General features: G+C 36.8%; 24 protein-coding genes and 1 pseudogene. 21 read left to right on the forward strand and 4 right to left on the reverse strand.

Annotation, left to right across the window (positions count from 1 at the left end; translation table 11 throughout):
- Position 1 precedes the first annotated feature (1 nt).
- The 13 genes from lysA to H3R29_RS07500 all read left to right on the forward strand — a co-directional run bounded on the left by lysA (position 2) and on the right by H3R29_RS07500 (position 12,948).
- Complete coding sequence (gene lysA / locus H3R29_RS07440; protein ID WP_198202950.1) at positions 2-1,315, forward strand: diaminopimelate decarboxylase; 1,314 nt, start codon at positions 2-4, stop codon at positions 1,313-1,315.
- 9 nt (positions 1,316-1,324) lie between these two features.
- Positions 1,325-2,035: a 2,3,4,5-tetrahydropyridine-2,6-dicarboxylate N-acetyltransferase gene (dapD, locus tag H3R29_RS07445; protein WP_198202951.1), complete on the forward strand. Its 711-nt coding sequence runs from the start codon at positions 1,325-1,327 to the stop codon at positions 2,033-2,035.
- A gap of 4 nt (positions 2,036-2,039) precedes the next feature.
- Positions 2,040-3,179, forward strand: a complete 1,140-nt coding sequence (locus H3R29_RS07450; protein WP_198202952.1) for an N-acetyldiaminopimelate deacetylase — start codon at positions 2,040-2,042, stop codon at positions 3,177-3,179.
- A gap of 18 nt (positions 3,180-3,197) precedes the next feature.
- Entirely contained in the window at positions 3,198-4,121 is a 924-nt protein-coding gene (gene dapA / locus H3R29_RS07455) for a 4-hydroxy-tetrahydrodipicolinate synthase (RefSeq protein ID WP_198202953.1), read from the forward strand.
- A complete protein-coding gene (gene dapB / locus H3R29_RS07460; protein ID WP_198202954.1) occupies positions 4,121-4,879 on the forward strand; it encodes a 4-hydroxy-tetrahydrodipicolinate reductase in 759 nt (252 codons plus the stop codon). The genes dapA and dapB overlap by 1 nt, the downstream gene beginning before the upstream one ends.
- Before the next feature lie 16 nt (positions 4,880-4,895).
- A complete protein-coding gene (locus H3R29_RS07465; protein ID WP_198202955.1) occupies positions 4,896-6,083 on the forward strand; it encodes an aminotransferase class I/II-fold pyridoxal phosphate-dependent enzyme in 1,188 nt (395 codons plus the stop codon).
- Positions 6,080-7,150, forward strand: a complete 1,071-nt coding sequence (locus tag H3R29_RS07470; RefSeq protein ID WP_198202956.1) for an aspartate-semialdehyde dehydrogenase — start codon at positions 6,080-6,082, stop codon at positions 7,148-7,150. Before H3R29_RS07465 ends, H3R29_RS07470 begins: the two co-directional genes overlap by 4 nt.
- Positions 7,151-7,354: 204 nt before the next feature.
- On the forward strand, positions 7,355-8,173 hold the full coding sequence (locus H3R29_RS07475) for a PTS sugar transporter subunit IIC (protein WP_198202957.1): 819 nt from the start codon (positions 7,355-7,357) through the stop codon (positions 8,171-8,173).
- On the forward strand, positions 8,170-9,006 hold the full coding sequence (locus H3R29_RS07480) for a PTS system mannose/fructose/sorbose family transporter subunit IID (protein WP_046325673.1): 837 nt from the start codon (positions 8,170-8,172) through the stop codon (positions 9,004-9,006). The genes H3R29_RS07475 and H3R29_RS07480 overlap by 4 nt, the downstream gene beginning before the upstream one ends.
- An 18-nt stretch (positions 9,007-9,024) precedes the next feature.
- The gene (locus tag H3R29_RS07485; RefSeq protein ID WP_046325672.1) at positions 9,025-9,468 is read left to right on the forward strand and encodes a PTS sugar transporter subunit IIA; all 444 of its coding nucleotides are present in this window, start codon (positions 9,025-9,027) and stop codon (positions 9,466-9,468) included.
- The gene (locus H3R29_RS07490; RefSeq protein ID WP_187157064.1) at positions 9,443-9,934 is read left to right on the forward strand and encodes a PTS sugar transporter subunit IIB; all 492 of its coding nucleotides are present in this window, start codon (positions 9,443-9,445) and stop codon (positions 9,932-9,934) included. The genes H3R29_RS07485 and H3R29_RS07490 overlap by 26 nt, the downstream gene beginning before the upstream one ends.
- A complete protein-coding gene (locus H3R29_RS07495; RefSeq protein WP_198202958.1) occupies positions 9,934-10,992 on the forward strand; it encodes a tyrosine-protein phosphatase in 1,059 nt (352 codons plus the stop codon). Before H3R29_RS07490 ends, H3R29_RS07495 begins: the two co-directional genes overlap by 1 nt.
- A 54-nt stretch (positions 10,993-11,046) precedes the next feature.
- A complete protein-coding gene (locus H3R29_RS07500) occupies positions 11,047-12,948 on the forward strand; it encodes a helix-turn-helix domain-containing protein (protein WP_198202959.1) in 1,902 nt (633 codons plus the stop codon).
- Positions 12,949-13,094: 146 nt separating this feature from the next.
- On the opposite strand, the pseudogene H3R29_RS09250 reads toward H3R29_RS07500, so the two are convergent.
- A pseudogene (locus H3R29_RS09250) lies at positions 13,095-13,163 on the reverse strand (IS3 family transposase); the annotation flags it as partial.
- Positions 13,164-13,336: 173 nt separating this feature from the next.
- Between H3R29_RS09250 and H3R29_RS07505 the strand changes: the two are divergent.
- The 4 genes from H3R29_RS07505 to H3R29_RS07520 all read left to right on the forward strand — a co-directional run bounded on the left by H3R29_RS07505 (position 13,337) and on the right by H3R29_RS07520 (position 17,430).
- Positions 13,337-14,053, forward strand: a complete 717-nt coding sequence (locus H3R29_RS07505) for a GntR family transcriptional regulator (RefSeq protein WP_198202960.1) — start codon at positions 13,337-13,339, stop codon at positions 14,051-14,053.
- Between the two features lie 130 nt (positions 14,054-14,183).
- The gene (locus H3R29_RS07510) at positions 14,184-15,584 is read left to right on the forward strand and encodes a PTS sugar transporter subunit IIC (RefSeq protein ID WP_198202961.1); all 1,401 of its coding nucleotides are present in this window, start codon (positions 14,184-14,186) and stop codon (positions 15,582-15,584) included.
- A gap of 69 nt (positions 15,585-15,653) precedes the next feature.
- Positions 15,654-17,105, forward strand: a complete 1,452-nt coding sequence (locus H3R29_RS07515) for a sialate O-acetylesterase (RefSeq protein ID WP_198214721.1) — start codon at positions 15,654-15,656, stop codon at positions 17,103-17,105.
- Between the two features lie 10 nt (positions 17,106-17,115).
- Complete coding sequence (locus H3R29_RS07520) at positions 17,116-17,430, forward strand: PTS sugar transporter subunit IIB (RefSeq protein WP_198202963.1); 315 nt, start codon at positions 17,116-17,118, stop codon at positions 17,428-17,430.
- A 254-nt stretch (positions 17,431-17,684) separates the two neighbouring features.
- Here H3R29_RS07520 and H3R29_RS07525 read toward each other — a convergent pair whose 3' ends face one another.
- Complete coding sequence (locus H3R29_RS07525) at positions 17,685-18,677, reverse strand: GMP reductase (RefSeq protein WP_046325668.1); 993 nt, start codon at positions 18,675-18,677, stop codon at positions 17,685-17,687.
- Between the two features lie 196 nt (positions 18,678-18,873).
- On the opposite strand from H3R29_RS07525, the gene H3R29_RS07530 reads away from it, so the two are divergent.
- The 4 genes from H3R29_RS07530 (at position 18,874) to H3R29_RS07545 (ending at position 23,705) form a co-directional block, all read left to right on the forward strand.
- Positions 18,874-20,163, forward strand: coding sequence for an adenylosuccinate synthase (locus H3R29_RS07530; RefSeq protein WP_198202964.1), 1,290 nt, complete (start codon positions 18,874-18,876; stop codon positions 20,161-20,163).
- Between the two features lie 3 nt (positions 20,164-20,166).
- Positions 20,167-21,462, forward strand: coding sequence for an adenylosuccinate lyase (gene purB, locus H3R29_RS07535; RefSeq protein ID WP_198202965.1), 1,296 nt, complete (start codon positions 20,167-20,169; stop codon positions 21,460-21,462).
- Positions 21,463-21,629: 167 nt separating this feature from the next.
- Positions 21,630-21,857 carry an aryl-alcohol dehydrogenase gene (locus tag H3R29_RS07540; protein WP_198202966.1) on the forward strand — a complete coding sequence of 76 codons (228 nt, stop codon included), beginning with the start codon at positions 21,630-21,632 and terminating at the stop codon, positions 21,855-21,857.
- A 36-nt stretch (positions 21,858-21,893) separates the two neighbouring features.
- Complete coding sequence (locus H3R29_RS07545) at positions 21,894-23,705, forward strand: FAD-binding protein (RefSeq protein WP_198202967.1); 1,812 nt, start codon at positions 21,894-21,896, stop codon at positions 23,703-23,705.
- A gap of 112 nt (positions 23,706-23,817) precedes the next feature.
- Here H3R29_RS07545 and H3R29_RS07550 read toward each other — a convergent pair whose 3' ends face one another.
- Together H3R29_RS07550 and H3R29_RS07555 are read right to left on the reverse strand one after the other, a co-directional pair.
- Positions 23,818-24,135, reverse strand: coding sequence for a type II toxin-antitoxin system PemK/MazF family toxin (locus H3R29_RS07550; RefSeq protein WP_198202968.1), 318 nt, complete (start codon positions 24,133-24,135; stop codon positions 23,818-23,820).
- Between the two features lie 12 nt (positions 24,136-24,147).
- Positions 24,148-24,420: a type II toxin-antitoxin system RelB/DinJ family antitoxin gene (locus tag H3R29_RS07555; protein WP_038524621.1), complete on the reverse strand. Its 273-nt coding sequence runs from the start codon at positions 24,418-24,420 to the stop codon at positions 24,148-24,150.
- Positions 24,421-24,653 lie beyond the last annotated feature (233 nt).

A 24,653-nucleotide genomic window follows, 5' to 3' on the forward strand; every position in this document is an offset into this window, starting at 1 on the left:
AATGACTGCTAATGATTATTATCAAACTAATACCCAGGGTCATTTGACAATTGGGGGAGTAGACGCTTTGAAACTGGCAAAAAAGTTTGGTACCCCCTTAGTTGTTTATGACGTCCAGAAAATCAAACGGCAATTTCAGGCTTTCCAAAATGCTTTTGAAAAAGAGCAGATAAATTATGCCATTAGTTATGCTAGTAAGGCATTTGCTACGATGGCAATTTACCAAGTAATTAATGAGCTGGGCGGACATGTGGATGTTGTTTCTGGAGGTGAATTATTTACTGCACTTAAAGCCGGTTTTCCTGCGGCAAAAATCAGTTTTCACGGTAATAATAAAACCCCAGATGAGTTGTTAATGGCTGTCCAAAACCATGTGGGCGTGATTATTTTAGATAATTTTACTGAGATTAAACTGTTAAAAAGGATTTTAAAACAAACTAATACTCGCGTGCAGGTAATGTTGAGAGTAACTCCAGGGGTCTCTGCTCATACACATGAATATGACCAAACCGGTCAAGAGGACAGTAAATTTGGTTTTGATATTCGTTCAGGTCAAGCTGAGCAGGCGTTTTTGCAAGTTAGAGCTAACGCACAAATGGAATTAATTGGACTGCACGCACATATCGGTTCGCAAATTTTGGCAGCTGAGGGCTTTAAACTTGAAGTAGAGAAGTTGATGAAGTTAGTGAACGATTGGAAACAAAAATATGATTACCAGCCGCGCGTTTTAAACTTAGGAGGCGGATTTGGTATTAGATATACCGCGCAGGATGATACTTTGACTGCTCAAACCTTCATCAGTCAAATAGTGCAGACAGTTAAAAAATGTGCGCAAGCCAGCCACTTAAAAATGCCTACAATTTGGATTGAACCAGGACGTTCGATTGTCGGCGAGGCCGGCTATAACTTGTATACAATTGGCTCACGGAAAGATGTGCCAGGGCTTTTGCCTTATGTAGCAGTTGATGGTGGTATGGGAGATAATATCAGACCAGCACTTTATCAGGCAGAATATGAGGCACTGTTAGCAGAAAACCCACAAGCAAAGCCTGTAGAAACAGTCAAGCTCGCAGGTCGCTATTGTGAATCTGGTGACATTATTATTAACAAATTGGCACTGCCTAAAAGCAAACCCGGAGATGTAATTGCGGTTTTAGCAACTGGTGCTTACGGCTATAGTATGGCAGCTAATTATAATCGTGTTCCTAGGCCAGCTGTTGTTTTTGCAGAAAATGGGCAAGCACAAGAAGTAGTTACACGTGAAACTTATGCGGATCTAGTTAGTCATGATCGCTTTTATCAAATGGAAGGATAAATTATAAATATGAAAAAAATGTCGGCAACTGAAATCATTGATTTTATTGCTAATTCAACCAAAAAAACACCAGTTAAAGTTTATGTCAAAGGAAATTTGTCTCAGTTAAATTGGCCAGCAGACTGCAAAACTTTTATTGAAACTCGTACTGGAGTCGTTTTGGGAGACTGGCAAGTCTTGGGTCCTTTTATAGCAAAAAACTCTGACAAATTTGCTGATTACCAAGTGGAAAATGTTAGTCGTAATTCTGCCATTCCGTTGCTAGATTTTAAAAATATTTCTGCCAGAATTGAACCGGGTGCCCTTATTCGTGAAAATGTTGAAATAGGCAAAAATGCGGTAATTATGATGGGGGCTGTCATTAATATTGGAGCAGAAATTGGCGAAAATGCCATGATTGATATGAATGCTGTTTTGGGCGGCCGAGCAATCGTTGGTGCGAACAGCCACATAGGAGCAGGAGCGGTAATTGCCGGAGTCGTAGAACCAGCCTCAGCACAACCTGTAAAAATAGGCAAAAATGTTTTGATAGGTGCTAATGCAGTAGTTTTAGAAGGAGTCCAAGTTGGTGACCATGCGGTAGTAGCGGCAGGAGCGGTAGTAACAAAAGATGTACCTGCAAACAGCGTCGTTGCCGGAGTACCAGCAAAAATTATTAAAATGCGTGATCAAAAAACTGCCTCTAAGACAGGAATTGAACAGGGACTAAGAAAGCTGTGAATTAATGTTAACTTCTGCGCAACTTATTAAAATTCGCCGTGACTTGCATCAAATACCGGAATTAGCGTTGCATGAATATCAAACACAAAAATATCTCTTGCAGGTCATTGGTAATTTTAATCAAAAATACATTGAAATTCGCACATGTTCTGAACTGCCTACAGCTATTTTAGTTAGAGTTAGAGGGAAAAAATCTCAAAAAACAATTGGCTATCGCGCAGATATAGATGGCTTGCCAGTTCAAGAACAGACCGGCCTGCCGTTTGCTTCCCACAATCAAGGTCAAATGCATGCTTGTGGTCACGATATCCACATGACAGTAGCGCTTGGAATTTTGGCTTATTTTTGCGAGCACCAACCACAGGACAATTTGTTGTTCTTTTTCCAGCCAGCTGAAGAAAGTGAGAGTGGTGGTAAAAAAGCCTATGAGGCAGGAATTTTTACTGGTAAATGGCGCCCAGATGAATTCTTTGCTTTGCACGACACTCCAGATTTACCTACCGGTACAATTGGCTGCCGCTTAGGAACATTATTTGCGGGGACAACTGAAATCAATATTGATTTATATGGTAAGGATGGACATGCGGCGTATCCGCAGCAAGCTAACGATATGGTAGTGGCTGCAGCTGCGTTAATAGAGCAAATTCAAACAATTATTTCGCGCAGTATTGATCCCATTGCAGGTGGTGTTATTACAATAGGAAAAGTTAGGGCTGGAACAGTTAGAAATGCGATTGCCGGTCATGCTCATTTAGAAGGGACCATTCGGGGATTAACCCAAAAAATGATTGAAAAAATTGATCAGCGTCTGCAGGAGATAACTCAAGGAATAGCACACAGCTATAATGCTAAAGTTGATTTGCAACTTAATCAGGGTGGCTATTGGCCAGTTGAAAATGATCCGCAAATCACAAGCGAGTTTATTAATTACATGAAGGAAAATCCTCAAATTAATTACCAAGAGATGCAACCGGCTATGACAGGTGAAGACTTTGGCTATTTACTAGCACAAATTCCCGGCACCATGTTCTGGCTGGGAGTGGATGATGATGCGCAACTTCATTCTGCAACCTTTAACCCGCATGAAGAAGCCATAGAAGTAGGAATTAAAGCAGTGGTAGGTTTTTTACTGAGTCACATGTAGCTCAAAAGGAGAAAAAACATGACTAATTTTGACAAGGCAGATTTAATGACCGCGCTAATTACGCCCTTTAATAAGGAAGATAAAGTTGACTATCTTGGTCTGAAGCGCTTAACCGAGCATTTACTCAACACTGGCAGCAATGGTTTCGTCATTGGCGGTACGACTGGTGAAACAGCAACAATGACCCATGACGAAAAGATTGAATTATATACTAAATTTGCTCAAATAATTGCTGGGCGTGTGCCAGTGGTTGCCGGTACGGGCAGCAATAATACTGCACAGACCGTTGCGTTTACACAAGAAGTAGGACAAATTCCCGGTATTGATATGGCACTGGTAGTAGCACCTTACTATAACAAGCCAGATCAAAGGGGAATTACAGCCCATTTTGAAAAGGTGGCTGAAAATTCGCCGGTACCAATCATTATTTATAACATTCCGGGTCGAACAGGAATTAAGATCACTAAAGAAACTTTGGTTGAGTTATCGCATAATCCAAAAATTGCTGGTGTTAAGCAATGTTCAGATTTAGAAGATTTGGAATATATTGTTGAACATGCAGCCAATGATTTTTTGGTGTATACAGGTGAAGACCTGCAGTCTTTAACGGCTAAGGTCTTAGGGGCAAGAGGCGTGATCTCGGTAGCCTCTCATATTTATGGCAAAGCTATGCGGGAAATGTATGATGACTTAGATCAGGGGAAAATCGCTGCAGCGGGCAAATTGCAAAGACAATTAATGCCAAAAATGCAAGCTTTGTTTATGTATCCTTCACCGGCACCTGTTAAAGCCGTCCTTAACGCCCAAGGGTTGCCAGCTGGCGGCTGCCGGTTACCGCTTGTGGCTTTAAATGAAACAGAAAAACGGCAATTAGCTGTTCATTTAGGTTTAAGTGAAGCAGCATTATTGCATGAATTGCCACTAGAACTAGGAGTAGAGTAATGAAAAAAATTTTGATAGCTGGTGCCACAGGATCCATGGGCAGGCAAACTGTCCAATTAGTTGAAAAGTTACCTGACTGTCAATTGGTAGCAGTTTTGGCACCTACTGCATCTGAGAGTTCGGATTTCAAGCCTGAGGTTAAGCGATTTGATAATTTAGCAATGGTCGATATTGCTGCTGATGTTTGGATTGATTTTACGACTCCACAAGCAGTTTATGAAAATACTAAATTTGCGTTGGAGCATCATATGCATCCAATTGTGGGGACAAGCGGTTTAACGCCAGAACAAACTAAAAAGTTGCAAGCAATTGCACAAAAAGAAAAGGTAGGCGGCATTATTGTTCCTAACTTTGGCTTATCGGCTGTCTTATTAATGAAGTTTGCGCAAGAAGCTGCCCGTTATTTTCCTGATGCAGAGGTTATTGAGATGCATCATGCTGATAAAAGGGATGCCCCTAGTGCTACGGCTATTGCGACTGCTAAATTAATTGCAGAAAACCGCAATTCAGCAAATTGTTCACAAACTGAGAATGATTCTCAAGCTCGCGGTGCCGATTATGATGGCGTTCCTGTTCACTCTGTGCGATTACCTGGCTATATAGCTCATGAGCAGGTCCTTTTTGGCGGCCCTGGCGAAGCTTTAACTATCAGACAAGATTCATTTTCCCGTTCTTCATTTATGCAGGGCGTTAAAGTAGCCTTGAGCCGAGTAATGGATTTAACAGATTTAGTGGTCGGTTTAGACCAGATTTTGTAATTACAAGGAGAACAAAATGCCCCAATTAGCTACTGATTTAACTTCAATTATTCATACTCCATTGGCAAAAATTCCACCTTCTGGTATCCGTGCTTTTGCCCAAAAAGTTGACGATGTTCCTGATTTAATCAAGTTAACTTTAGGAGAACCCGATTTAAATACACCTGAACATGTCAAAAAAGCTGCAGCCCAAAGCATCTTAGATAATGATTCGCATTACTCGGCTCAAAAAGGAACACCCAGATTGCGTCAGGCTATCAGCAATTATCTAAAACGCAAGCAAGACTTAACTTATGATCCTGAAAGTGAAATTATCGTCACAGTTGGTGCGACGGAGGCCATAGCTGCAACCATGTTGGCATTATTTCAACCAGGTGATGAAATTATTGTGCCTACGCCATCCTATGCTCTTTATTTTCCGCTAATTCAATACACTAAAGCTGAATTGGTCGCCATCAATACGGCAGATACAAATTTCGTGTTAACTCCGCAGGCGCTGGAAAAGACGTTAAATGAGCATCCTCATGCTAAAGCGATTTTATTTAACTATCCTACTAATCCTACTGGCAGAGAATGTCCCAGCTCTGTTTTAGAGCAAATCGCACCGATTATTAAAAAACATCATCTTTATGTTATTTCTGATGAAATTTATAGTGAATTAACGTATGACTTTAATCATATTTCGCTTGCGCGTTATTTACCCGAACGTACTTTGTTAATTAATGGCTTGTCCAAGTCTCACGCGATGACTGGTTACCGTCTGGGTTATGTAACAGGACCAGCTGCTTTAATTAGTTTAATTGCAAAGATGCACGCATTTTTGGTAACAGCTCCATCTAATCCTGCACAAGCGGCAGCCACTGAGGCCTTGGAAAATGGTGATCAGGATCCAGCAAAGGCCCGGCCAATTTATCAAAAAAGGCGGGACTATATTGTTAGTGCGCTAAACAATATGGGCCTTGAAACCCATGCCAGTGAAGGGGCATTCTATGTTTTTGCCAAAATACCAGCAAGTTATGGTCAAGACGATGAGGCCTTTGCACTGGACTTAGCTCACAAGGCTAAAGTCGGGGGCACGCCCGGAAATGCTTTTGGTCCTGGCGGTGAAGGGTATATTCGTTTTTCATACGCTGCCAGCGATGAAAACTTGCATACGGCTATGAACCGTATGCAAAAATTTTTAGCAGAAAAAGGTGAAAATTGATGAGAAAATACGCAGTTGCAGTTCTGGGTGCCACAGGTGCAGTAGGTCAGCGGTTAATTAATGAACTAGAAAAGTCTAAAATTCCTGTCAAACAAATCAAGCTACTAGCTTCTAAACGGTCAGCAGGTAAAAAACTAAAATTTAAAAATCAAGCAATTACAGTAGAAGAAGCACAACCTGATTCATTTAAGGGAGTGGACTTAGTTTTATCATCTGCAGGTGGTGCGGTGTCACAAAAATTATTGCCTGAAGCTGTCAAAAGAGGAGCGGTATGTGTGGACAATACTAGTGCTTTTCGTATGGCTGATGATGTGCCCTTAATTGTTCCGGGAGTTAACGATGACCAATTAGTTAATCATCATGGCATCATTGCTAATCCTAATTGCTCGACCATTCAGATGGTAGCTGCGCTTTATCCGCTGCACGTTAAATGGGGAATTAAGCAAATTATTGTTTCAACTTATCAAGCCGTCTCGGGTGCTGGTAAGGCAGCTTGGGCTGAGCTGCTGCAGCAAGCACAAGATAGGTTGAATAAGCAAAAGACAGCAGCTAAAATTCTGCCAACCGCATCTGCTAAAAAGCATTATCCTCTGGCGTTTAACTTGTTACCGCAAATTGATGTTTTTGAAGATGATGGGTACACGCATGAAGAATGGAAAATGATTCATGAAACCAAAAAGATTTTGTTTAATGATCAGGATTCAAAGAAGATTAAAGTCACTGCTACTTGTGTTCGCGTGCCGGTTGAAATTGGTCATGGGGAAACGGTTTATTTTGTGTTGCAAGACGAAACTGCAACAACAGCAGCAATAAAGCAGGAAATTGTGAAAACTCCTGGACTTGTGTTACAGGATGACCCTGAAAATCAGATTTATCCCCAACCACTTTTAGCAGCTGGTAAAAAAGAGACTTTCGTGGGGCGTATTCGCCCAGATCAAGAAAATTCTGGTGCATTTAATATGTGGATCGTAGCTGATAACTTATTAAGGGGTGCTGCCAGCAATACAGTAGAAATTGCTGAATGTTTAGTGAGAGATAATTTAGTGCGTGTGCCAAAAAATAGGTAGATCTATATTTAATTAAATGAAATAAACCAAGTTTGTATAAATAATATAAGCTTGGTTTATTTGATTACTTTTAAGCTGACTTCCTACTATTTTTTTGCAATTTTAAACGATAAAAAATCCATGGAGGTTATGAAAGCGCTATTTTATACTGACAATGTATTAATTGAATAACTAAAAAGTTATTTAGATGAAAGGAGTACGTTAATGAGTCTTGTAAAAGCTTTGCTAATCGCAATTTGGGCAGGATATTGTTCATTTGACGATCAAGGACCGCAAATGTTTCGGAGGCCTTTGCTGGTTGGACCGGTTGTAGGACTTATCCTGGGAGATTTACCAACAGCACTTGTGATTTCCGCTACATTGGAATTAATGTGGATGGGCCTGGGCAACATGGCGGGTTATCAAACACCAGATATGATTGTCGGGACAATTATCGGAGTTACTGTTTCAATTACTTCAGGAACAGGTGCTACGCCAAAAGGAATTGCTGCCGGAGTCGCAGCCGCAACTACTGTAGCCGTTTTAATTCAACAGTTAATAGTAGTTACACGGGTATTAAAACAGTTTTTCGAACCATGGGCTCAAAGATTGGCTGATAACGGTGATTTAAGTGGGATAATGCAAATAAATATTGTTGCTTTTCTTATACAGTTTTCAATTCGAGCAATACCAACATTTCTGTTTGTTTATTTCCAAAAGGGCATAATAGATAAAATACTGGCTGTTGTACCAAGTAATATCTTAAATGGTTTGGGAACAGCGTCATCCTTATTGCCTGCTGTGGGATTATCCATCTTAATGACAATGATGATGAAGGGCACATTGTGGCCATTCTTAATTTTTGGCTTTGTTTTATCAGCCTATTTAAACTTAGGCATTTTACCAGTTACCTTAATTTCTTTAATTTTTGCCGTGATCTATTCCTATATTATGGAAATTATAGATAAGCAAAATGAAATGGGTACAGAAAATAGTAGTTCTAATAATCAGCAAGTTGATGAAGATACGGGGTACGACCTATGAGTAATGAAGTGGAAACTAAAAACAGTAAAAAAATTACCCGTAAGGATTTAAATAAAGTCTTTTGGCGATTGCAAATTTGGGGACTAAACGTTACTTCGACGCTGGTCTTGACTCAGGCTATTGGCTTTTTAAATGCGATGGTACCAATTATTCGCCGTCTCTATGGTGATAATAAGGAACTTAGAATAGAAGCCATGAAGCGCCATCTGACCTACTTTTTATCACAAATTACGGCAACAGGTATGATTCTGGGAATTACCGCGGCTGTTGAAGAGACAACCAGCGAAGATGAAAAAGAAGCAGTTGTTGCTATCAAAGCCGGAATGATGGGACCATTAGCTGGTATTGGTGACAGTGTCTTTAAAATAACCATTCAGGCTATTGCCGGCAGTATCGGTGCAGCCTATGCATTACAAGGAAATGTATTAGGGCCAATTTTGATGTTTGTCATTTATAACGGAATCAATATTGTTGTTAAATATTATGGAATTATTTTTGGTTACGAAAAGGGTACAGAATTTATTAAAAGTGGTAACCAAAAGAAGGTTATGCAAAAGATAATTAATATTTCAACAGCGATCGGTGTCATGGTTATAGGCGCACTTATTGCCCAATACGTCAAGATAAATGTTGGTACAGTCATTTATACCAAGGGTACAAAAATTGTCATCCAAAAATTATTAGACGGCGTGATGCCAAAGCTGTTACCTTTGCTGTTTACCTTAGGCCTTTATAAATTACACTCATATTTACCACGTAAATACTTAACTTGGTTAATATTTGCTATTTTGATTTTAGGAACAGTTTTAGCAGTAATGGGAATTATCAAATAATTTGTAAGGAGGTTACTAATGGCTATAAATATTATCTTGGCCAGTCACGGCTTGTTTGCTCAGGAAGCATTAAAGTCGGCTGAAATGATTATTGGACTGCCGCAAAAAAATGTTGCAGTTTTATCTGTTACTAAAGGTAAAACTTATGAAGAAAGTCTTGAGGAAATTCAAACTAAATTAAAGGCGCTCAACGAAAAAAATACGGAAACTCTTATCTTAGTTGATATTTTTGGTGGTACCCCTGCTAATGTATCTACGTATTTAACTTTGACAAATGAGAATGTCTTAGTTTATTCAGGATTAAATATGCCAGTTTTACTGGAACTATGCTTGAGCAATCCTGAAAATTTAGCAGAAGCTAAAAAGATTATTGAAAGAACTTATCCGCAAGCGTTAGTGAATATTACTGAAAAAGCAAAAGAAGGAGAGAAACAAAATGCCAATCAAGTGGACTCGTATTGATGACAGATTAATTCATGGTCAGGTTGCTAGTTCCTGGCTGCGTCATGTTGGTGCTGAGCAAATCATATGCATCAGTGATAGGGCAGCTAGTAACCCAGTACAAGAGCAAGTGTTGAAAATGGCTGCTCCTGGTTATATCGTGCATGTTTTTGGAGTTGATAAATTTATTCGAGTTTACAAGAAAAATCCTATAAAAAAGACCACCTTTTTAATATTGACCAGTACCCTTGATTTATTGCACTTAATCGAAGGCGGGGTTGACATTAAGTCAGTTAATTTTGGTGGTATGAGAGAGCGTAAAGAACGTACAATTCGCTACAACAATGACCTGTGCTTTACTCCAGAAGAAAAGGATGCACTAGATAAATTGGTTGACTCAGGACTCGAAATAAACTTTCAAATGGCAGCTTATGATGCGCCTACACCAATCAAAGAATATATTGAACAAGTGCAAGGAAATAACTAATGAAAATAGACTACGCAGAAGCATATGTTTTAGATGATGGTCAAACAGAAGTAGATATTAAGACAGATGAACAAAACTTACCTGATTATGAATTATATTGGACTATGAATAACGACAAATATACTAAAGAAAAAAAGTATTTGTTAACCAGTAATAAAACTAAGGTCTGCTTTCAATTTACCTATTCAACTGTTAGACCAACTTATTTCATTCTGAATTTTAAGAAGCACGAGCCCTTATTATTTGGCTATCGCATACTGCCCGTTCCGGGGATGTATAATCTGCGTGATATTGGTGGCTACCGCACAAGTGCTGGCATGAGAATCAAATGGGGGCAAGTTTATCGCTCTGATTATTTGCACAATCTAGAGCCTTCGGGCTATACTTTTGTCAAAAATTTGGGGTTACGCTCAATAATTGATTTTCGGGGTGCAATTGAAGTTAAAGATACACCTGATCCTGTTATTGATCCTGCAATTCATACTTTTGCTTTTGATCCTAATGCAGAAACAGCTGCTATCGCCGGCAGAGCACAAAACTTAGATACCGGTAAAGATATGAAAGAAAGGGCCAAAGAAGCACTGGCTAAAGGAGAAACTGGTAATGATCAAATGATCAGACAACAAGAATCCTTTGTCGATAGTCCTGCAAGCATAGAGGCTTTTAGTAATACCATTAAAGTTACAGCTCAAAGTAAGTATTTACCCAGCTTGCAACATTGCCGTGGTGGTAAAGACAGAACCGGTTTTGGCTTCATGGTCCTGGAAGGAATTCTGGGCGTACCAGCAGAATTACTGGTTTATGATTATATGCTAACTAAACGAGCACGTGTTAAGAAGAATGCTCGTTATTATCAAAAATTTTTGCAACAAACTGGTAATAAAGAAGTTGCGGATTATATGTATGCCCTTTTTGACACTAGAGAAGAATTTATTACTGCTTCAATTACCAAAATAATGCGCGAATACGGCACAATTTATCAGTATGCAACTGACAAATTGGGCCTGACTGAATCAGAATATTTGAATTTACGCAAGTCATTATTAGAAAAAGCATAAGTTTTCAGTTAAAGTAAGTATTAATATTGTCTTAAAAAGGAAGACGGTAAAACAATGTTGAATTTAACTTACCGAGAAATTGAATTGTTAAATCTTTTTTTAAACAATGATTTACTTACTATTTCTGAATTAAAAAAGAAAAGCGGGATTTCTGCGCGAACGCTGAATACAGAATTTGAGCAGATTAATAAGGCTTTACGTAATAACGGTCATGATGTCAAAATTATCAATCAAAGAGCTAAAGGATATTTACTTGATTATTCTTTAGCAGAAAGTGACTGGTTGAAATTATTAAAGGAGAATTGCTCTGAATATTTAAATCTCAAGTTTAATCACTTATTTCGTAATAAGTTACGTATTGCCAAAATTTGCAGATTTCTGTGTGCGAGTCCAAACTACATTAAAATCGACCAGTTGGCGAGAAAACTAAATTTTAGTACCGCGACTATCAATAAGGATATGCGTGATGTAAAAAAATTTTTAAGTATTTATAATTTAAAAGTGAAGTCTGTTCCATACTATGGCATGAAAGTAGTAGGTAAAACGGGTGCTGTTCGTTCATGCTTGATAGATTTATTTGATGTCTATAGTTTTGAACCAAAAGACGCTTTGCTACCAGAATATGCTTTTACTGAATATGGTGTTACTAAAACTGAATTACTAAATAAAAGTCAGACTTTACTCCAATTAATTCATGAATATGATTTTCCTTTAACAGATAAGGGCTTTAGGCAAGTAACAAAATATCTGCTGATTTATAAATTACGGCCAGATATTAGTTTAAAGATTAGTCATAATCTTAAAGCTGAATTGATGCATGCTAAGGCGTTTATAATTGCTGATAAATTAATTAAAAATAATATCCAGGAAGAACTATGCTTAACTATTTTTTTACTAATTAATTCCGAAATTAATCAAATTTCTGATCTGGATAAATTAAAAACCTGCTCTCAGCAAGTAAAATTACAGGTTAAACAAGTTTGTGCTGCTTTAAAAGAGCAATTGTCACTATGCATTAATAAAGGTTCTGATATTGCTGCATACATTTATCGCAGTTTCTTTATCAGATACCTTAAGAAAAAATATGACTTTGTTTGCTTCAATTTAGAACTAGCAACTGAAAAGGTTGCTCGCAAAATTTTTGCAACAAGTTCTTTAACCGTTGCTTTATATAGTTCTTGCGCTGATTATAATAAAAAAGAGTTAAATGACAGCCTGTTTAACGATATAGTTCTGGGCTTATACAGTAAGATTCATCAAAAACAAAACAGTTACTTTCCCACTAACTTCTTGGTTGTAAACGACTATGGTAAATTAGCCAGTGAACATTTAATAGGTAAACTTGATTTAAATAAATATAATGCAAATTATACTTTTGTTTATTCTTATGAATTGGAAAATATTGATTATTCAAAATACGATTATTTATTAGTTTCCTCAAAGACTAAACCAGGTTATAAAAATATAAATATTCCCAAAATAACTTTTTCCTTTTTTTCAGATGATGGGCTAAGAATGGCACTGTGGCAAAGAATACTGTCCACTAAACGAACAATTGGTTCAATTGTCAATTATTTTAAACGGCCAGTGATAATTAAAATAGATGCTTTAAAAGGAAAAATTCAGGACATAGTAGCTAATCATTTGATTAACCAACTAGGCATCCCCCAAAAACATAAAAACAATTTTGTTAGTTATGTTGCAGCTTTAATAACAAATGAAGGCTACCATGCCTACCCTTATAATATGTACCTCACTCTTCTGGGCCCTCATGAAATTAAGAAACGTTATTTTGTTTTTAAGTTTAAGGAGCCTGTATATATAAATTATCATAAGGTCTTTAATTTACAGTTTATAATTCTGGATCCCAGTAAAGGATTATTGGAAATTAAAAACGGTGATTCTGAATTACAACAATACTTTAACATTGTTAGGAATGACCAGATTATGAGATGAGTATCTTGTGGCAAAATAATTTGTTTTAAAAGTGCTAAACTCTACTGCTAATAATTAATTTTAAAGAGTCTGAAAAAATTATTCTTTTAGAAAAATGACTTTTAAAATTTGATGTGAACCCTAAAATTAGGACCTTATATTAGCTACTAACTGAGGACTAGTTTTCGATATTCAATCGGAGTTAGTCCTTTTAGTTTGAGCTTAATTCTTTTCTGATTGCGTCTTTCGGTTCATTGAAATTTTTAAATTACTTTTCAAAGCTGTAAATCATTTTTTCACTTGAATATACCCAATTTTAATAATTAACATAAAGATTTGTTATATGCGCTATGCGATTAAACATGTTAGAATCTATTTGATATAACAAATTAATTATAGAGATGAAATTATGAAAGAATTGCCTAAGTATTTACTTATAGCTAAGAAGCTTAAACATGAAATTGAGACTGATGAATATCAGCCAAATGACCGTCTTCCTAAAGAGTATGATTTGGCTAAATCATACAACGTTAGCAGGATTACAGTTAGAAATGCATTAAAAGAACTCGAAAACCAAGGCTTAATTTATAGAATTCAGGGAGCTGGTACTTATGTAAAAGACAACAATCAATATCAGTCATCAGTAAATTCAAATCAATTAGAACTAATCAATTTAAAAAAGTATAAATTAAAGCTCCTCGATTTTGAAGTTGGACAAGGAACCTCAAAAATTACTGAAGCTCTTGGGATAAACCCCTACGATATAGTATATACAATAAAACGAGCGGCGATGACTGCCAGCAAACAATTGGTCGCTTTTCAAAAGATATCTATTCCTGCAAAAGTAATCCAAGGATTAAATATGGAGATGTTAGAAACTTCGATTTATCCATTAATAAGTAAAAAAATTGGTATTGAACCAAAAAGTGCAATGCGAGAAATATCTTTAGTTTTTGCAAAACAGGAATTGCTAAGAGAAAACAAAGTTCAAGAAAAAGTTGATAATAATGAGCCACTCCTTAAATGGTTTCAAAAATCATATTTAAGTGATGGTCGTATTTTTGAATGTAATGAGACATATTATCGTATAACTAAGTTTTTAATTAAAGAGGCGGTAGTATTATAAAAAATAGGAAGTAATTAAGCTTCCTATTTTTTGTTATATCAAAAGTTGACAATTTAAATATTTGTTATATCATATTATTGTAATCTAAATAAAGCGGTTACAAAAATGTGAGTCAAAGAGGGAGATAGTTATGAATGACAGTTCAGAATCATCCGGTATGAAAAAACTGGAAAATGGATTTATTAGAGTTGCCGGGAAAATATCTGGTAACAGATTATTGTTAACTTTGCGTGATACATTTGTTATTGTTTCGGCTACAACAATGATTGCCGGTTTTGGAATCATGCTCCAGAATGTTGTTATCGATCCGATGAATGGATTAATTTTTGGTAATCAGGGGCTTCAGTTAGGTCGACTAATTTCAGGTTCTTGGTCAGCTTGGCAACAAAGTGGCTTTGAGCACGGCCTTCAAACAACGGCAAATTTAATAGGTCTTGTTTCAAATGGTACTTTGAGCGTCTTTGCGTTGCTACTGGCTGTGATTTTTAGCTGGGAAGTTTCAACAAGATTTTTTAATAACAGAGCAGAACATATGACAGATGTTTTGTTTGGACTTGCTGCATTTTTTATATCAATTCCATGGAATTTTCAATATACTATTCCAAATACTAAAAAAGCAATAAACGTTTTAAATTATTTGGATACTCAATACCTTGGAACTCAGGGTGTGTTTGCCGCAATTTTAATCAGTGGCAGTGCAGTCTGGATTTATAACAAGATAATGCAAAAAAATATTACTATAAAACTACCTGAATCAGTTCCACCTGCAGTTGCCCAAAGTTTCTCGTCATTAATTCCAGGTTCAATTACATTGGGAATTTTTATTGTTTTAACTGGCTTAAGTACTGCAACAACAGGAAAAACTATGCCAGCATTATTTTTAGCCATTTTACAAGCTCCAGCTTTAGCAATATCTAAAACAAATGCTTTTGCGTTTGTATCACAATTTACATGGAGTTTACTCCAATGGTTTGGTATACATCCAACATCGATCTGGGGAGCTATTTTTGGCATGACTTGGACTATCAATGATACCCAAAATATGTTAGGACAGGCACACCATATTTTTTCAACCTTATTTATGAACTTTTCATCAATTGCGGCAGGAACTTTCTCCTTATCCCCAGTTTTAGCAATATTAATTGCTTCAAAACGGGTTGCAGCAAAGAAAATTTCCAAGATTGCGCTTTTACCTGCAATCTTTAACATTTCAGAACCAATTACGTTTGGTTTACCAATTGTTTTGAATCCAATTTATATTGTTCCATTTGTTATTGCTCAACCACTGGCATTTTATATTGGTTATTTCTTTACTAAAATAGGCTTTATTGCTCCAATTGTTAATAATGTACCATGGACTGTACCGACATTGTTATCAGGATTGCTTTACACGGGAAATATTCGTGGTGTGATTGTACAAGCGGTAAGTTTAATAATTACAACTTTGATTTATATTCCTTTTGTAAAAATGGATAATAAAATTAATGCTGATTCTATTGCTATTGATGAAATGGAAAGTGCTAATTCATAAGGAAAAATGAAATTTAATCAAAATTTGTTAGCTGATTTGTTTCAGTCAAACATGGTATTACCAGTTAATATGGATTTTAAAATTGGAGGAGAAATTAAAGCTAATCAAGAAGTAAATATTACTTTTAACAAAAAAAGATACCAAACAGTATCAAATAACACTGGGGAATGGCAAATAACTTTGCCAGCTATTAATAACACAGATACGATTGCTGAAATTACTGTAAATGTTAAAGGTGATTGCCAACAAATTAGTAATATTCATTTTGGCATGGTTTATTTACTTAGTGGACAATCTAATATTGAATTTCGTTTAAAAGATGAGGCAAATTATTCACAAGTTTTAAAAGATTTAAAAAGTAACAAGTATGATGAATTATATTACTATAATGTGCCTCAAATAGATTATATTGATCCGATAAATGATCAGGTTAAACCCAGTGACTTACAATTTGAAACTTGGCATAAAATAAATGCCAAAAATTGTGGAATGGTATCTGCCATAGGATTTTATATGATGAAAGCTATGAGAAAAGAAGGACTAACTTGTCCAATAGCAGTGGTTGATTGCTACAAAGGTGGAACTTCTGCCAGCTCATGGGTAAAAACAGAAGATCTAGCTAATGATCCAGACTTGAATAAATCCTTTTTGGAAAAATATAATCACGAGATTGCAAATAAAACTTTTATTGATTTTAATCGTGAAACGGCAGTTTATAACGAAAAAGTTAATCAACACAAAATTGATTTAAAAAAATATTTAAGAGAACATCCCCGAGCTTCATTGAGTACAGCTAAAAACAAAGTGGGGCATACTCCATGGCCACCGCCTGCACGGCCAGACTTGTTTACGCGGCCTGGTGGTTTGTATGAAACGATGGTAAAACAAGTTCGATATGGTGTATTTAACGGTATGGTTTGGTATCAAGGAGAAAATGATACTGATAATGCAGCAGAATACGGTAAGTTATTACCCATATTAATTAAAACATGGAGAAAAGAGTTACAAGACCCTTCTCTACCGATTAAGTTGATACAATTGCCCGGATATGCGGATTACCCTGAGAACGCTGCGGCAGTGATTAGACAGACTCAGTTAGATGTAGCGGCAAATACTCCTGGTGTAGATTTAGTTTCTTTTATAGACGGTGGCGAAGAACATAATATTCATCCAGAAAACAAAAAAATAATGGGTAAACGGTTAGGAAAAATTTTGGTAGGTAATGACTATGCTGGCACTCCCTATGTTGACCAAATAAAGTTTAATAACGGCAAACTTATTTTAACAATAGCTAGGTGTTTAGAATTAAAACTAATTAGGAAGGCTGTATTACAAGTAACAATTTTAGATAAAAAATATAATATATTGCTTGTTAATAATCATTTAGCCAAAAATGAAATAATTGTTTCACTTAACCAAAAACCAACTATGATTTCTTACGCTTATACAAATTTCACTAAAGATTTAGGTTTATATAATGAACTAAATTACCCAGTATCGCCTTTTAGAATAGAATTATGAGGTATATAAATTGAAAAAAATTCTATTATCTTGTGCAGGTGGCTTTTCAACTTCACTTTTGGTAAATAAAATGAAAGAAGAAGCTAATAAGTCTAATAAAAATTATCAAATTAAAGCAGTTTCTGCAGATTTAATTTCTAACTTAGTAGAAAAAGATATGCCAGACTGCATTTTGCTTGGACCACAGATTCGGTACATGGTTGATGGTTTAAAACCAATTACTGAAAAAAATAATATTCCGCTTGCAGTCATACCAATACAAGATTATGGCAGAATGAACGGATTGGCCGTATTAAAGCAAGCTGAAAGATTAATGCAAATTTGATATATACAAAAAATATATAAGTTAAAGCTCTATTGAAATGAGTTCTGAAAGGAATATGACCTTCAGAACTCATTTTAAATATTGCGGCTCTTTATTTTAGGAGAAGAAATTTCGTTTTTTGAATAAAGTAAAATTTAGCTATAAAAAATCCCAGCACCGACTACCTACCAGAGCTGAGATAAATCTTATTTTAACGAAAAAAAGAAATAATTACCATATTTATTAATAATTTGGCGATAAAATCATGAAATTAGCTATTTATCGCCATCCATAATCGTGTTTTTAACAATTACATAATCAACTAATTTAATTGAACTAAGGTCTTTGCCACCCGCGTAAGAAATCGAAGATTGCAAATCTTCCTGCATTTCTCTTAACGTGTCGGCAATGTGACCACGGTAGGGAACGAGCATTTGTTTACCTTCAACATTGCGATAAGCTCCCTTTTGGACTTCAGAAGCTGAACCCCAATATTGTTTGTAAGTTTTGCCATTAATTTTGATCACATTACCTGGAGACTCCTCGTGTCCCGCAAGCATGGAACCAATCATGACCATGGTAGCGCCAAACCGAATTGATTTTGCTATATCGCCGTTATAGCGGATACCGCCATCTGCAATCAATGGCTTGCTGGCCACTTTACTGCACATTCTTAAAGCAGCTAGTTGCCAGCCACCAGTACCAAAACCAGTTTTAAGTTTGGTGATACATGCACGGCCAGGTCCAACACCCACCTTAGTGGCATCAGCTCCTGCGCCTTCTAATTCACGGACGGCTTCAGGAGTTGCAATATTACCTGCTGTTAAGAAAGTATCAGGTAATTTTTCTTTAATATACTTAATCATATCAATGACATAGATAGAATGACCGTGGGCAACATCAATTGTGATATATTCAGGTTTGATATTTTCATTAACTAATTGGTCGATAAAATCATATTCGCCTTTTTTGATACCTACGGATATTGAAGCAAATAAGCCTTTTTCATGCATCATTTTGATAAAATTAAGACGCTTCTCAGGCTGAAAGCGGTGCATGACGTAGTAGTAGCCATTTTGAGCCAGCCAGACTGCCAAGTCATCGTTAATGACACTTTCCATGTTTGCTGGCACAACCGGTATTTTAAATGTTCGGTTTCCAAACTTTACACTCGTATCAGCATCATGACGGCTTTTGATAATTCCCTTGTTGGGCACAAGCTGGATGTCGTCATAATCAAAGGCTTCCATACTGAAATAATTACTCATAAATAAATCGGCTCCTAGAATAAATAATCTTTGCAAACGAAGTAACTATAATCAAAAATACTTTTTTTGTCAACAGAGAAATCGAACTATTAAAAATCTGGCTCCTATAATAATTCGCATTTAAATTTGACTAAATGTAGGCAAATTGCTAGACTATTTACGTGATATTTGTAGAAATTTAATGAGGTGAATAAGAATGACAGCAGTTGCAGTTGTTGGTAGTCAATGGGGCGACGAAGGAAAGGGCAAAATCACTGACTTTTTGAGTAATGAAGCAGCGTATACTGTACGCTCAAACGGTGGTAATAATGCTGGTCATACTATTGAAATCAATGGCCAAGATTTTAAGATGCGCTTAATTCCGTCAGGCATTTTTGCGTCAAAAGAAGGTGCTGTAATTGGTAATGGCGTGGTAATTAATCCTGAAGTTTTATTTAATGAATTAAAAAATCTTGAAGAAAAGGGCATAGACACCAGTAAATTAAAGATTTCTAATCGTGCTCACATCATTATGCCTTACCATATCAAGCAAGATGAATACCAAGAAGAAGCAAAGGGCGATCAAAAAATCGGTACTACTAAAAACGGTATTGGTCCAGCATACATGGACAAAGCTTCCAGAATTGGTATTCGCGTTTGTGACTTACTTGAGAAGGATACTTTTGCAGCAAAATTGCGTACTAACTTAGAGCAAAAAAATGAAGTATTTACCAAAATTTATGGTAAACCGGCTCTTAAATTTGAGGATATTTTTGCCAAATATTATGAATACGGTCAAAAAATGAAAAAATATGTTACAGATACTTCAGTACTAGTTAATGATGCTCTTGATAACAATGAAAAAGTCCTGTTTGAAGGGGCACAGGGAATTATGCTTGATATAGATGAAGGTACCTATCCATTTGTTACCTCATCAAATACCATTTCCGGCGGGATTGCCAGTGGTATTGGCGTTGGTGCCAACCGGTTAAAAACTGTTATTGGCGTCTGCAAAGCTTATACTACTCGTGTTGGTGCCGGTCCTTTTCCAACTGAATTATTAGATGAAACTGGCGACCGGATTCGTGAAACTGCTCATGAATATGGGACGGTTACCGGTCGTCCTCGTCGCGTAGGTTGGTTTGATTCAGTGGCGTTACGTCATGCCAAACGTGTAGCTGGTATTAACGGCTTAAGTCTAAACTTACTTGATATTTTCAGCGGCTTTGACACTATTAAAATTGCAACTGCTTATGAACTCGATGGTCAAAAAATTGACTATTATCCTGCCAGCCTGAAAGAACTATACCGGTGTAAGCCTGTTTATGAGGAATTACCTGCTTGGAAAGAAGATATCACGGGTGCTAAAAGTTGGTCTGACTTGCCGGAAAATGCACAGAAGTTTTTAAACCGTGTTTCAGAGCTTGTTGGTATTCCCCTTGTTACTGTTTCAGTAGGACCGGATCGTGAACAAACAATCGTGTTACAGAATCCATGGGAAATGTAATTTATGTTAGAACGTTATACTCGCCCTGAAATGGGCAAAATATGGTCGGATGAAAATAAATATGAAGCATGGTTAAAGGTAGAAATAGCCGCCACCAATGCCTGGAGTGAATTAGATGAAGTACCAAAAGCAGATGCTGCTAAAATTGCCCAAAATGCCAGTTTTACGCCTGAACGGGTGGCAGAATTGGAGCAGATAACGCACCATGATGTGGTGGCTTTTACCCGTACTGTTTCCGAAAGTCTGGGTCCAGAGAAAAAATGGGTGCACTTTGGTTTAACTTCGACTGATGTGGTTGATACGGCGCAGGGTTATATTTTAAAACAGGCTGATGCAATTATTCGGCAAGATTTGCAAGATTTAAAAAAGACGATTGCTGAAAAAGCACGTAAATATAAAAATACGGTGGAAATGGGGCGCACGCATGGTGTGCAAGCTGAACCTACTACTTTCGGTCTGAAGCTCGCTCGCTGGTATGCGGAAATTAAGCGTGATATTGAACGCTTCGAACATGCAGCAAAAGGGGTAGAATCAGGGAAAATTTCCGGAGCCGTTGGGACTTTTGCTAACGTCCCACCAGCTGTTGAAACTAGTGTCTTAAGACAATTGGGCCTGACCCAGCAGCCTATTACCAGCCAGGTCTTGCCGCGTGATTTACACGCTGAATATATTGCGACTTTGGCGCTAATAGCTACCAGTATTGAGAACTGGGCTACCGAAATTAGAAGTTTGCAACGCTCTGAAATTCACGAAGTGGAGGAGCACTTCCGTGCGGGACAAAAGGGCTCGTCGGCAATGCCTCATAAACGCAACCCTATTGGCTCAGAAAATCTTTGCGGAATGGCGCGGGTTCTACGGGGTCATATTATTACTGCTTATGAAGATGTATCACTTTGGCATGAGCGCGATATTTCCCATTCCAGTGCCGAAAGAGTGATTCTGCCAGACACAACAATTGGTATTGATTATATGCTTGATCGCTTTAACCGTATTTTGACCAATCTAGATGTTTTTCCAGAAACAATGCTTAAGAACATGGATAAAACTTATGGCCTGATTTACTCACAACGCTTGCTGTTAAAGCTTATTGATGAGGCTGGTCTTTCTCGTGAAGATGCTTATGATATGGTCCAAAAGCTAACTAACAAGTCTTGGAATGAGGGAATTTCCTTTAGAAAATTAGTTGAAGATAGTCGAATTATGAATTACCTTTCTGAAGATGATGTAGCCGATGCCTTTGACTATCATTACCATTTGCGGCATGTTGATGAAATCTTTAAAAAAGTTGGTTTGGAATAATTAATAAATAAAAGTTCACTTGAATGTGAACTTTTTTATACTCAAAAATTAAATTTTGGATAAGCAGTGTTTTATGTAAGTGGTTATGTGATAAGCTGAACTTATTAAAGATAAAATGAAATTGAAGTAAAACTATAGGAATCAAGACAATTAAGGAGCTCGGTCCGATGATTAATCTTTTGTCGGCGTCAAAGAGTTTTACTGGTGTTATTGAGGTTGAATCTGTACCGCAGGAATTTATTCCTGAAATGGTTGATCTTTATCGTTCATGCAAGTTTCCACTTGCTAAAATGGTTAAGTTTTATCAATCAGAGAGAATTAATGAAGCCATCAGGGATTCTGTAAATGGCAGTACGATAAAACCAATTATTGTTTTTGATGAAAAATATAAATAGTTTTAAAAATTATTATTGTGAAAGAAAGGTAAACATATGATAGTTAATGATCATACATATTATGATGCAAGCTATGATGTAGTAGTTTTAGGCTTTGGTGGAGCTGGAGCAACTGCGGCTCGTTTTGCGGCTGATAGTGGTGCTAAAGTGCTAATAGTTGACTCAGCTCCAGAAGGTCACGAAGGTGGTAACACAAGATATGCTGCTGAACTTGTAGGTTATAGCAGCAGCGAAGAAGATTATCGTGCTTACTACGAGCATTTGGCCCAGCACTTTAGCATTGACCCTGAAATAGAGGATACAGTTGTTCATGGCATTACACACATGAAAGAATATTTTAGAAAATATCTGGATGTTAATGAACCTGTTAGCTACAAAACTATTTTAGGATTGCCAGATGATGCAGTAATTGCCGATCATCCTAATTTACCTGGTGCTAAAAGCTATGACATGATCACAATGGAGAAAGGTATTTTTAACGCTTCATTGTGGAATATTTTACGGCAAAAAGTACTTGATCGTAGTGATAAAATTGATGTTTGGTATTCTGCACCTGTTAAGCACATCTTGCAAACTCCTGGTAAAAAAGTTGTCGGAGCTCAAATTGAGCGGGATCATGTTTTATTAAACGTTTACGCTAAAAATGGTGTAGTGTTAACCACTGGTGGTATCGAAAATAATCCGCAAATGATTCAGGATTACATTGGTTCACACAAGTTAGTACCACTGGGTTCACTTTATAATAAAGGTAAGGGTATTGACCTGGCCCACGAAGCAGGTGCGGATATGTGGCATATGTCAATGTATGCGGCCGGTGGAATGCAACAAGCTTTTGCTTTTTATGAACCTGGGATGAAGCGTGCACCATTTTATATGGGTAATCCAGTCTTCTATACAGGCAGTATTTTTACGGTTGGCGATGACGGCACACGCTACTTTAAGGAAGATCAAGGAGCACGTGAAGGCTATGTAGAAAATCATGGTTCATGGTATAAACCATTGAATCCAATTCACCCTTACTTTGTCTTTGATCAAAAGCAATATGACAAGATCAGTGAGATTGATACTTTCCCTGATAATAAAGCACTTAATTCCGTTCTTAAAGCTGATTCTGTTTCTGAATTAGCAGAAAAGATGGGAGTTGCTGCGGATAAACTGCAAAGTACAATTGACGAATTTAACTTCTTTGCCGAAAAGAAACATGATTATGCTTATCATCGTGCTCCCGCTACTTTAAGTGCATTTTCTGAAGAGGGTCCGTATTATGCAATTCCATTGGTACAGACTATTGGCTGGTCTGAAGCTGGTCCTAGAAGAAATGCTCGTGCTGAAATTCTTGATCCTGAGCACAAAGCAATTCCGCATTTGTATGGTGCCGGGGAGCTAGGCAGTAATATGTCTAACTTATATCAAGGTGGATCCGATCTTGCAGACTGCTTGATTTTCGGTAAAATTGCCGGTCAAAATGCAGCTCATCCTAAAGACGATATCGCAGAAGTTAATGTACCTTCTCCTAAGCATGAAAAGCCGTTAAAGCCACGTCCACTTGCTTCTGATATTAAGAAAGAAGAATATCCGACTGGCCCTGAACAATATATTGGTAAATCTACTAAAGGAATGGGAGATGAAATTGTTGTCAGGGTAACGGCTGATAAGCAAAAGAATCTCAAAAACATCGAAGTTTTGAAACAAGCTGAATCCGATGATTATGGTCAAAAGGCAATTAATGAATTACCAGCAAAGATGGTTAACGCAAATACAGTTGATGTCGATGCAATTTCTGGTGCCTCTAATACCACTAGAGGATTAAAAGACGCTGTCAGGGATGCATTAAGTAAAATTAAATAAATAGTTGTTTGGAATTTAGAAGGGTTTGAAAAACCCCGGCTTCTCTTAGAACAATTAAAAGGCATTGAATAATAAAACTCAGTACCTTTTTCATACTTGTCCTTGTTGTTCTCTACCACATAAATTTCTTAAGATTATTCAAATCGGTTATCGTTAAATTACCTATACCTTTTAGTCTCGTTTTATCAATTCTCAGCTGATACCGTTTATTACAGTCTATCCACGATTCCTTGTAAAGGCCCGACTTTTGCCAATCGGTAATTTTAGCATACTTTGCGCGAATGCTTTTTGACTTATTTTGATATTTACTAGTAATTTTAAATACATAATAAAATTCATCATCCTGCTCAATGTATAAAACTGGCCGACTTTTTCCGTTTGGTACATCTTCGTATTCAAGGTATGTTATAAAAATATCGCCCAAATTCATTAACTGGTCTCCTTAATCTGCGAAAAAGTCAGCTATTTCTTCGGAGGTTTCAACCTTTTGTGCAGGAATTTTACGACTAGCTGCAATAATTTCATCTTTTAGATGGTCATAATCGTCAACTGAAAATGCTACGGGTAGTTTACCTTTGTCCGCAATCTGTGTAAGCATCATTGAAATTACATCATTAGGTTTAAGACCAATTTTTCGGATAACTAGCTCTGCAGTATCCGCTATTTGTTTGTCTATATTAACAGAATATCTTTTAGTAACAATCTTAGTTGCCATAATTTGCCTCCCGAAATTACTTTGTTACATAATAATATCATAAAAGTACCTAAAATAGCATATTTTAGGTACTTTTTGCAAATTTTAACCTAAAAATTGTCTTAAATAAAATACTATACTAAAACTGACTTTGAATTTTTTCTTTTCTTCTGAACCAAAAAAATATACCACTTGGTTTCTTAAGATTACCACTTAGTTAAAAAGGCTAGATTTTACATAAAAATAAGAGTTTA

This window comes from Lactobacillus sp. M0393, assembly GCF_016102025.1.
Taxonomy (GTDB): domain Bacteria; phylum Bacillota; class Bacilli; order Lactobacillales; family Lactobacillaceae; genus Lactobacillus; species Lactobacillus melliventris.

Coding starts and splice junctions, on each gene's coding strand:
- lysA (WP_198202950.1), top strand. CDS start 2: ATGACTGCTAATGATTATTATCAAACTAATACCCAGGGTCATTTGACA.
- dapD (WP_198202951.1), top strand. CDS start 1,325: ATGAAAAAAATGTCGGCAACTGAAATCATTGATTTTATTGCTAATTCA.
- H3R29_RS07450 (WP_198202952.1), top strand. CDS start 2,040: ATGTTAACTTCTGCGCAACTTATTAAAATTCGCCGTGACTTGCATCAA.
- dapA (WP_198202953.1), top strand. CDS start 3,198: ATGACTAATTTTGACAAGGCAGATTTAATGACCGCGCTAATTACGCCC.
- dapB (WP_198202954.1), top strand. CDS start 4,121: ATGAAAAAAATTTTGATAGCTGGTGCCACAGGATCCATGGGCAGGCAA.
- H3R29_RS07465 (WP_198202955.1), top strand. CDS start 4,896: ATGCCCCAATTAGCTACTGATTTAACTTCAATTATTCATACTCCATTG.
- H3R29_RS07475 (WP_198202957.1), top strand. CDS start 7,355: ATGAGTCTTGTAAAAGCTTTGCTAATCGCAATTTGGGCAGGATATTGT.
- H3R29_RS07480 (WP_046325673.1), top strand. CDS start 8,170: ATGAGTAATGAAGTGGAAACTAAAAACAGTAAAAAAATTACCCGTAAG.
- H3R29_RS07485 (WP_046325672.1), top strand. CDS start 9,025: ATGGCTATAAATATTATCTTGGCCAGTCACGGCTTGTTTGCTCAGGAA.
- H3R29_RS07490 (WP_187157064.1), top strand. CDS start 9,443: ATGCCAATCAAGTGGACTCGTATTGATGACAGATTAATTCATGGTCAG.
- H3R29_RS07495 (WP_198202958.1), top strand. CDS start 9,934: ATGAAAATAGACTACGCAGAAGCATATGTTTTAGATGATGGTCAAACA.
- H3R29_RS07500 (WP_198202959.1), top strand. CDS start 11,047: ATGTTGAATTTAACTTACCGAGAAATTGAATTGTTAAATCTTTTTTTA.
- H3R29_RS07505 (WP_198202960.1), top strand. CDS start 13,337: ATGAAAGAATTGCCTAAGTATTTACTTATAGCTAAGAAGCTTAAACAT.
- H3R29_RS07510 (WP_198202961.1), top strand. CDS start 14,184: ATGAATGACAGTTCAGAATCATCCGGTATGAAAAAACTGGAAAATGGA.
- H3R29_RS07515 (WP_198214721.1), top strand. CDS start 15,654: ATGGATTTTAAAATTGGAGGAGAAATTAAAGCTAATCAAGAAGTAAAT.
- H3R29_RS07525 (WP_046325668.1), bottom strand. CDS start 18,677: ATGAGTAATTATTTCAGTATGGAAGCCTTTGATTATGACGACATCCAG.
- H3R29_RS07530 (WP_198202964.1), top strand. CDS start 18,874: ATGACAGCAGTTGCAGTTGTTGGTAGTCAATGGGGCGACGAAGGAAAG.
- purB (WP_198202965.1), top strand. CDS start 20,167: ATGTTAGAACGTTATACTCGCCCTGAAATGGGCAAAATATGGTCGGAT.
- H3R29_RS07540 (WP_198202966.1), top strand. CDS start 21,630: ATGATTAATCTTTTGTCGGCGTCAAAGAGTTTTACTGGTGTTATTGAG.
- H3R29_RS07545 (WP_198202967.1), top strand. CDS start 21,894: ATGATAGTTAATGATCATACATATTATGATGCAAGCTATGATGTAGTA.
- H3R29_RS07550 (WP_198202968.1), bottom strand. CDS start 24,135: ATGAATTTGGGCGATATTTTTATAACATACCTTGAATACGAAGATGTA.
- H3R29_RS07555 (WP_038524621.1), bottom strand. CDS start 24,420: ATGGCAACTAAGATTGTTACTAAAAGATATTCTGTTAATATAGACAAA.